At 63.8% G+C, this 11549-nt stretch carries 14 protein-coding genes; 12 read left to right on the top strand and 2 right to left on the bottom strand.

What is annotated here, in order from left to right; translation table 11 throughout:
- Positions 1-116 precede the first annotated feature (116 nt).
- The 11 genes from AB0383_RS49795 to AB0383_RS49745 all read left to right on the top strand — a co-directional run bounded on the left by AB0383_RS49795 (position 117) and on the right by AB0383_RS49745 (position 10448).
- The gene (locus AB0383_RS49795; RefSeq protein WP_366191673.1) at positions 117-1043 is read left to right on the top strand and encodes a tyrosine-type recombinase/integrase; all 927 of its coding nucleotides are present in this window, start codon (positions 117-119) and stop codon (positions 1041-1043) included.
- Between the two features lie 206 nt (positions 1044-1249).
- Complete coding sequence (locus AB0383_RS49790) at positions 1250-1510, top strand: hypothetical protein (RefSeq protein ID WP_366191672.1); 261 nt, start codon at positions 1250-1252, stop codon at positions 1508-1510.
- An 81-nt stretch (positions 1511-1591) separates the two neighbouring features.
- Positions 1592-1972, top strand: a complete 381-nt coding sequence (locus tag AB0383_RS49785) for a hypothetical protein (protein ID WP_366191670.1) — start codon at positions 1592-1594, stop codon at positions 1970-1972.
- Positions 1969-2301 carry a hypothetical protein gene (locus AB0383_RS49780; protein ID WP_366191668.1) on the top strand — a complete coding sequence of 111 codons (333 nt, stop codon included), beginning with the start codon at positions 1969-1971 and terminating at the stop codon, positions 2299-2301. The genes AB0383_RS49785 and AB0383_RS49780 overlap by 4 nt, the downstream gene beginning before the upstream one ends.
- Positions 2298-3374 carry an AAA family ATPase gene (locus AB0383_RS49775; protein ID WP_366191666.1) on the top strand — a complete coding sequence of 359 codons (1077 nt, stop codon included), beginning with the start codon at positions 2298-2300 and terminating at the stop codon, positions 3372-3374. Before AB0383_RS49780 ends, AB0383_RS49775 begins: the two co-directional genes overlap by 4 nt.
- Positions 3371-3646 (top strand): hypothetical protein, encoded by a 276-nt coding sequence (locus tag AB0383_RS49770; RefSeq protein WP_366191664.1) that lies wholly within the window; start codon positions 3371-3373, stop codon positions 3644-3646. The genes AB0383_RS49775 and AB0383_RS49770 overlap by 4 nt, the downstream gene beginning before the upstream one ends.
- A gap of 18 nt (positions 3647-3664) precedes the next feature.
- Entirely contained in the window at positions 3665-4162 is a 498-nt protein-coding gene (locus AB0383_RS49765) for a hypothetical protein (protein WP_366191662.1), read from the top strand.
- 3 nt (positions 4163-4165) lie between these two features.
- Complete coding sequence (locus AB0383_RS49760; RefSeq protein WP_366191660.1) at positions 4166-4312, top strand: hypothetical protein; 147 nt, start codon at positions 4166-4168, stop codon at positions 4310-4312.
- A gap of 316 nt (positions 4313-4628) precedes the next feature.
- Positions 4629-5183 carry a hypothetical protein gene (locus AB0383_RS49755; protein WP_366191658.1) on the top strand — a complete coding sequence of 185 codons (555 nt, stop codon included), beginning with the start codon at positions 4629-4631 and terminating at the stop codon, positions 5181-5183.
- Entirely contained in the window at positions 5170-5448 is a 279-nt protein-coding gene (locus AB0383_RS49750; protein ID WP_366191656.1) for a hypothetical protein, read from the top strand. Before AB0383_RS49755 ends, AB0383_RS49750 begins: the two co-directional genes overlap by 14 nt.
- Before the next feature lie 632 nt (positions 5449-6080).
- A complete protein-coding gene (locus AB0383_RS49745) occupies positions 6081-10448 on the top strand; it encodes a hypothetical protein (RefSeq protein ID WP_366191654.1) in 4368 nt (1455 codons plus the stop codon).
- A 230-nt stretch (positions 10449-10678) separates the two neighbouring features.
- Here the strand turns inward: AB0383_RS49745 and AB0383_RS49740 are convergent, their stop codons facing one another.
- On the bottom strand, positions 10679-10873 hold the full coding sequence (locus AB0383_RS49740; protein ID WP_366191652.1) for a hypothetical protein: 195 nt from the start codon (positions 10871-10873) through the stop codon (positions 10679-10681).
- A 2-nt stretch (positions 10874-10875) separates the two neighbouring features.
- A complete protein-coding gene (locus AB0383_RS49735; protein WP_366191650.1) occupies positions 10876-11145 on the bottom strand; it encodes a hypothetical protein in 270 nt (89 codons plus the stop codon).
- A gap of 103 nt (positions 11146-11248) precedes the next feature.
- Here AB0383_RS49735 and AB0383_RS49730 point away from each other — a divergent pair.
- On the top strand, positions 11249-11549 hold a 301-nt coding region (locus AB0383_RS49730), incomplete at its 3' end, for a helix-turn-helix transcriptional regulator (protein ID WP_366191648.1).

The raw sequence follows: 11549 nt of genomic DNA, 5'->3' as shown, positions 1-11549 counted from the left end.
CGTCCCGGTATGGCGTGAGAGCCGTCGCCGCAAATAGTGCTTTGACCTGCTCCGATGTGACTTGATCCTGCCTTACGGAGCTAGCATAGCGCAAGCTCATACGATAAGGTAGAGGTGTGAGCGAGTCACTTGAGACCTTGTGGTCAAGCTTCGAACTAGAGCTTCGCGCCGCCGGGCGGAGCCTCAAGACCCTGGAGACCTACCATCACGCGGTCAGAGGCTTCTCTCAATGGCTGATCGATCAGGGCCGCGATCCCGTCGATGACGAACTGACACGCGATAACGTCCGCCAGTGGTTGGTGCACCTTCGGGAAACCCGGTCGCAAAACACCGTCGCGACCAGGCACGCCGGCCTCAGCCGGTTCTGCAAGTGGCGGGTGCGTGAGGGCGTTGCGGAGACCGACCCGATGCAGGGCCTCCCCATCCCCGAGTGGTTCGAACCGCCCGTGCCGGTGCTCACGGATGATCAGTTGTCGGCGCTCGTGAAGACGTGCGCGACGAAAGCGTCACCACCCGGCAGATACGACCCGCAGGTCTTCCGGCATCGCCGCGACGAAGCCGCGATTCGCCTCTTGGCCGACGCCGGTCCCCGCGTTGCGGAGATGTGCTCAATCCAGCTTGACGACCTCGACTTGACCGGGCAGGCGGTCGGCGTGATGGGCAAGGGACAGCGCCCCCGCATGCTGTATTTGAGTGGATTCCGGACCGTGCAGAGTCTCGACCGGTATCTACGTGAGCGCGGGAAGCATCCACTTCACCACTTGCCTGACCTGTTTTTGGGCCTGAGGGGACCACTGACCCCCGGCGGTGTCCGCCAGATGCTGCACGCCCGCGGCGAGCTCATCGGCATCGCCGACCTGCACCCGCACATGCTGCGGCACACCAAAGCCCACGATCACCAGATGGCCGGCGGCAACGTCCTGAACCTCCAAAGGCAGATGGGGTGGACGTCGGACCGCATGGTCAAGCGGTACGGCGCGAGCGCGGCCGACGCCAGGGCCCGGGAAGAGGCCAAGCGCCTACAGCGGGGCGACCGGTTCTGACGCCACCCCGGGAGCGGTGTGCGTCGAATTAATGTGATCTGCGCGACGAGTTAGCACCGACATTATCCACTTTTCGGCGCTAACTCGCAGGTCGGACCCTTCTTGCGTTCAGATATCCATTTCTTTTCATGATCAGTTTCCTTGTTTTGGCGGTGTCCTGAATGAGACCATCAGGCATGGTCTCAGAACTGTAACCGGAGGACACCATGGCCCTTAACTCTGCCCAACGTCGCCTGCGTGCGCAGATCGCCGCAAACGCGAAGCACGCACAAGGCGGCACCAACACGGGGCCGGCAAGGCGTGCCTTCTTCGAAACGTTCGTGAACCAGGTCGACCCGAAACGGGAACTCCCCGAAGACGAGCGCCAGCGCCGCGCCGAATATGCAATGAAGGCGCACATGCAGCGTTTGGCGCTCAAGTCTTCGTTGGTGCGCTCCAGGAATCGCCCCGAAGCAGCCGCGGCCTAAACCACCATTCACAAAAAGAAAAGGCCCCCGGTTGCCGCCGGGGGCCTAGTGCTACTTCTCATCGGAAAGAAGCGTCCTAACTTGAGCTATTCTACCACACCCATCGGCGACCTCGAAACAGCTCAACAGCTGCGCGATGAAGGCGTAGCCGCCGTCTTGGCCGCCGATGTCGCTGTCCACCGCGGTGACCGCGACCGGATCGAAGCAGCCCTTGCCGAGTTGTGTCGATCCGGCGAACCGTTCACGGCCGATCACGTGGCTCGCCTGGTCTTGGAGTCGGATCCGACGCCGTACAAAGGTCTGGTTCTCGCCAGCACGATGGCCATGTGGTCGCGTCGGGGCGACATCGTTCCCGTGTGGTCTCGACCCATGGTCCAGTCGACCCGTCGCAGCCGGCATGCAGCCCGGCTGACGTGGTGGCGTTCGGCTGGTGTCGTCGTCGCCGGTGAGGTGGCCGCGTGAATGACGACGTGGTGATCCCCCTCGCCGACTACAAGACGCTGCTGCGTGACGCCTGCCGATTCCGCCAGTTGGCCAGCAGCCCGCACGTCGCGGAGCTTGTCGATGAGTTGGAAGAGTGGCAACGACGGCGCACCCTCCGGGAGGCGTCAAACGCGATCTCCGCTGCCGCTGATTGGAGACGCGAAGCCACTGTGCCGACGTTCGCCGAGTTGGAGAAGCGCCGCGCCCACTCCGACCGGCCAGCGCAGACCCCCGCCCAGATCAAGGCCAGTTGCGCGTGGTCGTGGCGAGCGTTCGAACGCCACGCCAGCCTGGAGGATGCCGCGTGATCGAGTACGGGGAGAACCACGAAGAACACCTGGACCTGCTCGCCGATGTGCGAGACGGAGCCTGGCTCGATGAACAGGTGTTCCCGCCACTGAAGTGGGCTGTCCCTGGCCTCTTCCCTGAGGGCGGAACGATCCTCGTCGGCCCGCCGAAGACCGGCAAGAGCTACTTTCTAGGGGGCGTACTACTCGGCATCGCGTCGGGAACGAAAGTCCTGGGGCACATCCCTGCTGGCCAGCCTCGCCGCGTCCTATACCTGGCGCTGGAGGACGGCGATCGCCGTATGCAGTCGCGCTGCCGTCAGCTGCTCGGAGACGAACCGATCCCGGCACTGTTCCATTACCTGACCGCGGTCAAGCCGGGGCTCATCATCGCCACCGTCGAGGCGTTTCTTCGCGTCTACGCTGACACTGCGCTCGTCGTGATCGACACCTTGGGCAAGGTCATGCCCGAAGCCCGCCCAGGCGAATCCGCCTATCAGCGAGACTACCGCGTGGCCGGCGCGCTGAAGGCGATCGCCGACAACCACCCAGGGCTCGCCTTGGTCGTGGTGCACCACGATCGAAAAGCTATGTCGGAGGACTTCGTCGAGTCCGTATCCGGCACCAACGGCCTCGCTGGCGCCATGGACACCATCGCGGTACTAGCCCGCAAGCGCCAGTCCTCTGAAGGCGTCCTGAAGATCACCGGTCGCGACGTCGGCGAGAACGAATACGCGTTGGTCGTCGACAACGGGGCATGGCTGCTTGACGGCGAAGACCTCGAAGTTGCCGCGGCACGCGCACAGCTACGAGAGCACACCGAGAACCTCGGAGACCGCTCCAGCGAGATCCTGGCCTTCGTCGCACTCCACCCAGACGGCGTGACTGCGGCACAGGTCGAGGGGAAGTTCGGCAAGGACGCACGGCGCACTCTTGCCCGTCTCGCCGACTCAGACCGCCTGCGCCGTCCGAAGCGAGGCCTCTACACCACTGTCCCGAGCGTCCCAATGTCCCAAACCGACAACGTGATCCCCATGCCTTTGGGACAACGGGACGCTTGGGACACCACCTACGGAGAAGAAGACGCAGCATGACCGCACCCCCCGATCCCGAACCCCACCCCTGGCGAGACCCGAAGTGGCGCAAGGCCGCTGAACGGTTCCGTGATTCGTTCAGCGGATCACTCAATGAACCGTGCTCCGAATGCGGTGGCAGCCACGTCGCCACCCCGTACCTGTCCACGTCCGGGCCGTTAGTGGTCACCGTGACGCCCTGGCACAACGAGACCTGTTCGTCATACCCGTACTGGAACGGCTATTACGAAGCGTACTTCCAGAACATCGCCGAAGACCTCAAACAGCTCTGAAAGGAAACCCGCATTCCCATGTCTGAGACCGTCAACGAACTCAAGGCTCGTGTCCGCGAACTCAAGTCCTCCGCCCTCGGCTACGAGCGACTTGCCATCGACGCGGTGCAGGTCGGCGACCACACCACCGCAAACGAGAACTTCGCCGCTCACGCCACCGCCCGCAACCAACTCGAAGCCGCGGAACTCCAGCTCCGCACCACCTCCGCCGCGGAAGCCAAGATCGCGAAGGAGCAGGCCAAATTCCAGGAGCGCTACGGCGCCCCCAGCGCAGGGCACCTCATCGCCCGACGGATTACCGACCCCGAGTACCAGGCGAACTACCACGCCGCTGTCCACCTGGCTGAGGCCGAACAGCGCCTGACGGTGTTCGAATCCACCGTCCTGCCCAAGCCCACGACCGAGCAACTCCGCGACCAGGCACACGAGAAGCTTCGCGCCACAGTCGAAGAGATGCGCGCCGGCCTGTCCCCTGAGGCGACGACCATCCGCAAGCAGCTCACCGTGGAGGACTGAACCATGGGCGAACTTGAACTGACCTACATCCTCAGTCGTGATGTGTGGGAGGTCCGCGGCGAGATCCCCGCAGAAGACCTCGAAGACAAAGCGGTCAAGCCGGCGTGCCCGTGCTGCCACTGCGATCCGGCCTACAACCTCAACCCCTGATTTTTCCGGGGCTCGACCGCATGGATGACCCGTCGTTGCTCGAACCTCATGGACGACGGGTCATCTGCGGTCGTGTTCGGCGCCCGCGAAGTGGGGCAAATGCCCCAGTTTCTAATGCAAACGCTCACGCTGAGGTGTTGTCGGGTGTCTACAAAACGGCCCGGAATACCGGACATTCCGGGTGCTTGCTGGGCCGAAACTGCACACCTCAGCGTTACCGCAGGTCAGAGCCATTCTTAGTCGCACATACTCTCCCGGTATGACGTGAGAGGTGCATGCAATCAGCTTGCAGTAGCAAGCAGGAAGGTGGTGCCCAGTGCAGTGCAAGGGCACATCGAAGCGCACCGGTGAACGCTGCCGACGTTCGCCGATCCCCGGCGGACTCGTCTGCCACTTCCACGGCGGCGGCGCACCCCAGGTCCGCCAGGCAGCCGCCGTCAACCTGGCAGAGCACGACGCTCGCCGTGTCTGGGCAGCCACCGACCACCCGCCCGTCGACAACCCGCTAGAGGAGCTGCAACTCCTCGCCGGCGAAGTGGTCGGATGGAAGGAACTGATGCGCAACCGCATCGCCGAACTCCAGTCCATCGGCTACAAGGGCATGACGTCCGAGCAGATCCGCGCTGAGGTGCAGCTGTACACCAGCGCCGTTGACCAGCTCGGACGCCTGCTGACCTCCATTGGCCGGTTGGCCATTGATGAGCGACTGGCCGTGGTGTCCGCCACCCAGGCCGCAATGGTCGCTGCCGCCATCGACGCCGCTCTTGCCCTCGTCGCACGGCGCCTCACGGCCGGCGAGGTTGTTCAAGTCAAGGAAGAGGTCATCCGCCAGCTACTCGCGGCACGGGATGGTGAACGTGAGCTGGATTGACGCGCTGCGTGATGAGCTGATCCCGCCGCCCAACCGTGAGCACGGTCCACTGACTTTGATCAACCTGATCCGGGAGCGCGTGCGCAAGTTGCCACCGCTGACCCGTGAGGAATGGGCCGCGCAACCGTCGCTACCTCCGGCCGAAATGGCGGACCTGGTCGAGAAGAAACGACGCGAGGTCGCCGCCGAGGAGGCCGCTCTTTGCGCGTTGACTTCCGAGGAATGGGCCGAACGCCTGCGTCACGACGCGTCTGACAGTGACTGAAACATTCTCCCGGGTGTAGTCACCCCGGGAACGGCTGTTCGTCGTTCTGCGACACGACCCGTACTCCAGGAATCACGGTTCACCTGCTGGCCACCGCCAGGGGAGTGCAAGGTTCGCAGCCCCTGAGATGGGTGGGTTGGCTACAGAATTGGATTTTTGTAGCTGAGTTCGACTGCCGACCCCGGACAACTTTCCGGGATCCCGGAAAGTTTCTGACCAGGCCTTTTCGCGGATCTGCGAAACCATTACGGGATCCCGTAAGCACTCTGACCAACCACTTCCTTGGATCCCAGTAGCCGTCTGACCTCAACCGATCGGTCTGGTCAGAATTTACCACTTGCTTCCGCAAATGCGGGAGTGGTGGATGGACCGACGCCTCTGCGCGCCCAAAACCCCATCACGACCAAATAGTTGAAGGCCCCGGAATAGATCCACTCCGGGGCCTTCTCCGCATTCCCACAGGAAGGATGCCCACAGAGTGGACACCTCCAAGGATACACCACCACCTACGACAATCCCCAGCCCTTCCGAGGTCGCCGAAATGCTGCGTGAGCGCTTCCAGGCGGGCACGCTCAGCCGGCCACACCCAGCCGCATCTGTCCTGATCTTTACCTCGGAAAGTGGTGTGAACCATGTCCGATGAAGACGGGTACAAGATCGGGTCAGCGTACATTGAGGTCCACCTTCGGGATGAGACCGACAGTGATGCAGCCAAGATCCGCTCAAAGGTCGAGAGTGGCGAACAGGTCAACCTGAAGTCGCACCTCGAAAACCCGGACAACGTCGCTGCGATCCGTGAGGCGATCGAACAGGGCCGACCGGCGAAGATGCCCGTCGAGGCTGACACGTCACAGGCAAAGGCCGCGCTTGGTGACCTGACGGCCACGGTCGACAAATCCACGCAGGACAACAACAGCCGTTTCCAGGGCATGCTTCGCTCCACCACGGTCGGCTGGACCGCGTTGGGTGCGTTGGTTGCGGGTCCCGCCGTGGCGGGTGGTTTGGCTGTGGTGGCTGGCGGTTTCACGGCCATCGCCATCGCGGCGGAGCATTCCAGCCCGCAGGTGCAGCAGGCATTCAACACGATGAAGACCGAGGGCATCGAGTCCCTGAAGACGGGTTTTTCGTCGCTGACCCCGGTGATCGTGACGTCGTTGGGCACCATGACGGACGGGATCCGCGGACTCACCCCGGAGATCCAGACGATCTCGGGCGAGCTGGGGCCGTTCGTGTCGACCCTGTCCGGGTCGCTGGTGAAGGCTGCCCAAACTGACCTTCCCGCGTTCTCGACTGCACTCGGTAACGCGGCTCCCATGGCGCGGGCCCTCGGCACCGGTATTGACGACGTCGCAACCGGAATCGGTCAGTTCACGACACGCCTGGACTTCTCGCAGGCGTCCACTGGGTTGCAGGCACTGCTGTCCGACGTGGGCCGGCTGCTCCCCGTTGTGGCGGGGCTCGTGAACGCGATCATGCCGTTCTCGAACGCGCTGCTGACCTCGGTCATCCCCGCTGCCTCGAACCTCGCGAACGTGTTCATCGGCAGTCTGACGCCGGCGATCCACGCCATCGGCGCCGCGATTACCGCGGTGGGTCCGCTGCTCAACTTCATGTCCGGCCCGGCCGCGTCGGTGCTGGTCGGTGTCGTGGCGTTCAAGGCACTCCAGGCCGCAACTAACGGCTTGGTGCCGATCTTCAACACCATGTCCGCGGGTGCCAGTGCGTTCGCCAACAAGGCGTTGGAGATGTCCGGGGCCACGGGAAGCTCCGTCGGTACCTTCTCCCTGCTGACAGACGGGATGAAGGCGCAAGAAGTTCAGTCCGCCAAGAACGCGCTAGCCGCCGCACGCCAGGCCGCCGTACAAGCGACGGTGAATCAGGCCAACGTCGAATCGGCAGCCGCAGCGGGCACTTCCGTGTTCTCTGAGGAACAGTTGGTCGCTGTTCGTGCTCAGGCAACGGCAGCGACACAGGCGGAAGCAGAAGCGACGGCAGCTCTGGCCAGTGCTGAAGAGGCCACCTCGTTCGCGTTCGGGCCCGTCGGTATCGCCATCGGCGCTGTTGTCGCCGGCCTGTCGCTTTTGACGCTGGGACACGCCAATGCGGGTGCCAGCGCACAGGCACAGGCGCAACGCGAGCAAACCTTGGCTCAGGCGCTGAAGGACTCGGGCGGGGCGATCGACGCGAATGTTCGCGCAACCGCCGCGGGCACCCTCGCCGATTTCGACGCTGGCGACGGCAAACGGAACCTGCTCGAAGACGTCCGCAAACTCCTCGGCAATGACGGCATCACGTCGTTGACCGATTCCTATCTGGGCAATGCGGACGCACAGAAGGCGCTGGTTACCCAGCTTCGTGCAATTCAGTCCCAGCACACGAAGGTTCAGCAGGTCGGCCGCGGGACACAGTCCGAGATGGACTCTACGGCCCAGAGCGCTAAGCAGTTGGCCGATATTATCGGCGGACCGCTCGGCACCACATTCGCCGATGCGGTGCAGAAGAACAAGGACGTCGCTGCTGCGTCGCAGACCACTGCTCAGGCGGTTACCCTGACCAGTGCTCAGCAGTCAGAGGCGGCGGAAGTTGCTCAGCGCTACGGTCTGTCGGTCGGTGTTGTGGCGGGTGCGTTCGCGAGGCTTCCGAGTGCTGCCGACGCCAGCACTGCGGGTGTTGCTGGCCTCACTAGCGCGTTCTCTGATCAGGAAGTGAAGCTGCTTTCCGCGGAGCAGTCGACCACGGACTACTTCAAGAACCTGCAAAAGAACGCGGACCAGGCAGCGCAGGCCCTTGCGGGCGCTCAGCACTCCTACCAGCAGTCGGTGACGGCTGTGGCGGATGCGGAGCACTCGGCAGCGCAGGCGGCTCAGGCGGTCACCACGGCCCGTGAGGGTGTGGCGGCAGCTACTCGTTCCGTGACGGACGCAGAGCACTCCTACACTGATGCGCAGCACTCGGCAGCCCAGGCCCAACAGAGCGTGATCGACGCTGAAGCCGGCGTGATCACCGCAGAGAACAACCTGGCGAAGGCCCAGGATTCCGAGCGGCAAGCGCAGGTCGCCTTGACGGATGCCCGCAAGGCCGCTGCGGAACAGCTGAAGTCGCTGCACCTCCAGCTGAACGACCAGATCGTGTCGGAACAGCAGGCACAGATCAAACTGTTCGACCAAACCCGCACCTCAGCGGGAGCTGGTGTCACTGCGGACAACGCACAGTCGATCCTCGCTGCGCCGTTGACGGCGCAGAACGAGGCGTTGAAGCAGTCCGCTTTGGACTTGATCAGTGCCCAGAACGCCGTTGCCGACACGATGAACACGGGCGTGAACCTGCGTGAGCAGGTCGCGGCGGCGGACAAGGCCGGCGTTGACGGCAGCCAGCAAGTGATCTCGGCTCAGCAGGCGGTGAAGTCCGCTCAGGACCAGGTGCTGTCGTCGGAGCAGGCGTTGGTGAAGTCTCACCAGCAGGTGCAGCAAGCCGTGTATTCGCTACAAGACGCGAACTATGCGCTCGGCAAGGCACAGCAGGCCATCGTGGATGCCCAGGCCGGTGTGGTTCGTGCTCAGCAGGGCGTGACGGACGCGGTCTACAACGAGCAGAAGGCCCGCGGCGCGGTCAAGGACGCTATCTTCAACGAGCAGCAAGCCTTGTTCGCGTTGAAGCAGGCCCAGGACGCAGCCCGTACGGCTAACGACCTGAACACGCATTCGTTGGACTTGAACACGCAGGCCGGTAGGAACAACTGGGCCCAGTTGCAGCAGCTGTTCAACTCGTACCCAGCGTGGATGACGGACCAGCAGAAGTACAACCAGATGATCGACGACACGGCGTCGTCGTTCAACGGGTCGAAGCAGGCCGCGTTCGACTTCCTCCAGCAGGAAGGGAAGATCCCCAAGAACTTCACGTTCAGTGTCACGGGGATGACGACGGTCGACATGACCCCGTTGGCTAACTGGGCGAACGACAAGTCCGGCTACTTCAAGGGCGGGTTCCGCTCCGCTGGCGGCGCTATCGGTTTTGCGACTGGCGGCGAGGTTCGCGGTCCTGGAGGTCCACGGGACGACCTGATCGACGCGAAACTGTCCGACGGCGAGTTCGTGCAGCCTACCGACGTGGTGGATCACTACGGCCTCGGCTACATGGAAGCGCTGCGACAGAAGAAGATCCCGAAGTTCGCCAGTGGCGGACTGGTGGACGGCGTCAGCCTGAACCTGTTGGCGGCCGGCTTCGGCGCCGGATACGAGTTCATCCGGAACACCGACATCCTCGCCGGTGCTGATCCGGGGTCTTTGCCGCAGTTGTCGGCGTATGTCCCGCCACAGATCAGCGGCGGGGCCGCGGGTGCGATCCCGACGGGCCAGCATCTGGCGTTGATCGATGCCGCGTTGTCCGCGGACGGGATCCCGCGATCGGAGTGGGCGCGGTGGGAAGCGGGGATGAACGTCCTGATCGGGCGGGAATCGTCGTGGAACGCCGGGGCGGTAAACAACTGGGATTCGAATGCGAAGGCAGGTCACCCGTCGGGTGGTTTGACCCAGACCATCGGTCCCACGTTCGAGCGGTATCGGAACCGTTCTCTGCCGGACAATATGTTTGACCCGGTGGCGAATATCGCCGCCTCGATTCGGTACATTCTGTCCACGTACGGTGACATTTCGCATGTGCAGCAGGCGAACCCGAATCTGCCACACAAGGGCTACGCACTAGGGGACATTGTCGGCGCGGACGGGGCTTCGCTGCTCCCGACGATGCCGCGAGTCCCGTCGATCGTCCCACCGAAGAGCGAACGCGTTCTGGGTGATAACCCCAGGTTCGACGAGTCGTACATCCCGAACGACCCGAACGACCCGCAGGCCCAACACATCCTGGATGTAACGAACCGTCGCATGGGCAAGGGTGGAAACACGATCCACCAGTACATCAACATTCAGCAGGTCCAGATGGACGCAGACCGAACAGCAGCTGTTGTATCCAGCCGTCTCGGCTGGGCAATGCGAGGCGCCTAACAGATCGGCCCCCATCGTGAGCACCTGCTCAACGATGGGGGCCGATTTCCTGTTTACACGGCGCCCCCGAAGCCCGAGAAGACTCCGGGGGCGCCCACCGGGTCCCCGGCGTTGGGGAGCGCCGAGGACCCGGGCCTCAGTCGCGACCGTGAACCGGGGTGGGAACGGTGCGCCGAGGTTGGAACCTGGCCGCTGCGCCGGGTCGGGGCACCAGCGCAGCGGCCAGGAGGTCAGGGGTCAGGCGCGAACGGCGCGCAGTCGGGGCAGTCCTCGCCGTGCGCAGACGGCGGGATCGGGATGTGCCATAGCCCGCACATCGACTTCACGATCGTGCCGTCACTGCTGGTGTGCTTCGAGTAGATGACGTGGCGCTTGCCGTCGTCCGTCGGCATCCACACCGGTGTGATCGCAGTCCGCTCGCCCATTGTCATCGCCTCGCCCGGAAGCACGGGCGGCAGTCGCGGGCCTTGTCGCGGTCTTCGTCGAGTTCCTGTGACAGCTCCGACCGGAACGCCCACCGGGCGGGGATCACGAACGTGGACAGCGTGCACTCGGGTGTGAACGTGTCACGGTCGGGGTCGTCGATCTGGGCCCGCAGGTACCGGTGGTTACGGTTGTCACCGGCCCAGAAATGCACGGCGTGAAGCGCCTGGTCCACCTCGCCGGCTGTCAGCTCCCCTGTGATCCGCGTCCCCATGCTTTCCCTACCTGTTGGTCTACCCGTTGAGCTACCAACGGAGAGTACAACTAGGAATCCTAGTTAGTCACGGTCTGATCGGGTGACGCTACGATCTGCGCTCATGGAATCGACCGGTCCCGCGACGTACCGCCTGCTGCTCGGGCGAGCCCTCAACGAACTGATGGACGGGGCTGGCCTGAGCCGGGAAGACGTTGCGACACACATGGGCTGGTACGTCGCCAAGGTCAGCAAGATCTGGCAGGGCGGCGCCACCCTGCGTGCCGACGAGGTGGCAAACCTGCTGAAGCTGTTCAAGGCGTCGCCCGAGGACGTCGAGCGGGTGGAGGAGTACGCCGCCCACGCCCGCAAGCGGGGGAGCTTCGGCAAGGTCGCCGACTGGGCCCGGCAGTACCTCGGGCTAG

The sequence above is a fragment of the Amycolatopsis sp. NPDC051373 genome (assembly GCF_040689465.1).
In the GTDB taxonomy this organism is placed as follows: Bacteria; Actinomycetota; Actinomycetes; order Mycobacteriales; family Pseudonocardiaceae; genus Amycolatopsis.
Note: the sequence above shows the minus strand (reverse complement) of the source record. Positions and strands in the feature narration are given on the sequence as shown.

Bases quoted from the DNA above. Each gene is read 5' to 3' on its own strand.
- AB0383_RS49740 (WP_366191652.1), bottom strand. From the start codon at position 10,873: ATGGGCGAGCGGACTGCGATCACACCGGTGTGGATGCCGACGGACGAC.
- AB0383_RS49745 (WP_366191654.1), top strand. From the start codon at position 6,081: ATGTCCGATGAAGACGGGTACAAGATCGGGTCAGCGTACATTGAGGTC.
- AB0383_RS49760 (WP_366191660.1), top strand. From the start codon at position 4,166: ATGGGCGAACTTGAACTGACCTACATCCTCAGTCGTGATGTGTGGGAG.
- AB0383_RS49765 (WP_366191662.1), top strand. From the start codon at position 3,665: ATGTCTGAGACCGTCAACGAACTCAAGGCTCGTGTCCGCGAACTCAAG.
- AB0383_RS49735 (WP_366191650.1), bottom strand. From the start codon at position 11,145: ATGGGGACGCGGATCACAGGGGAGCTGACAGCCGGCGAGGTGGACCAG.
- AB0383_RS49770 (WP_366191664.1), top strand. From the start codon at position 3,371: ATGACCGCACCCCCCGATCCCGAACCCCACCCCTGGCGAGACCCGAAG.
- AB0383_RS49790 (WP_366191672.1), top strand. From the start codon at position 1,250: ATGGCCCTTAACTCTGCCCAACGTCGCCTGCGTGCGCAGATCGCCGCA.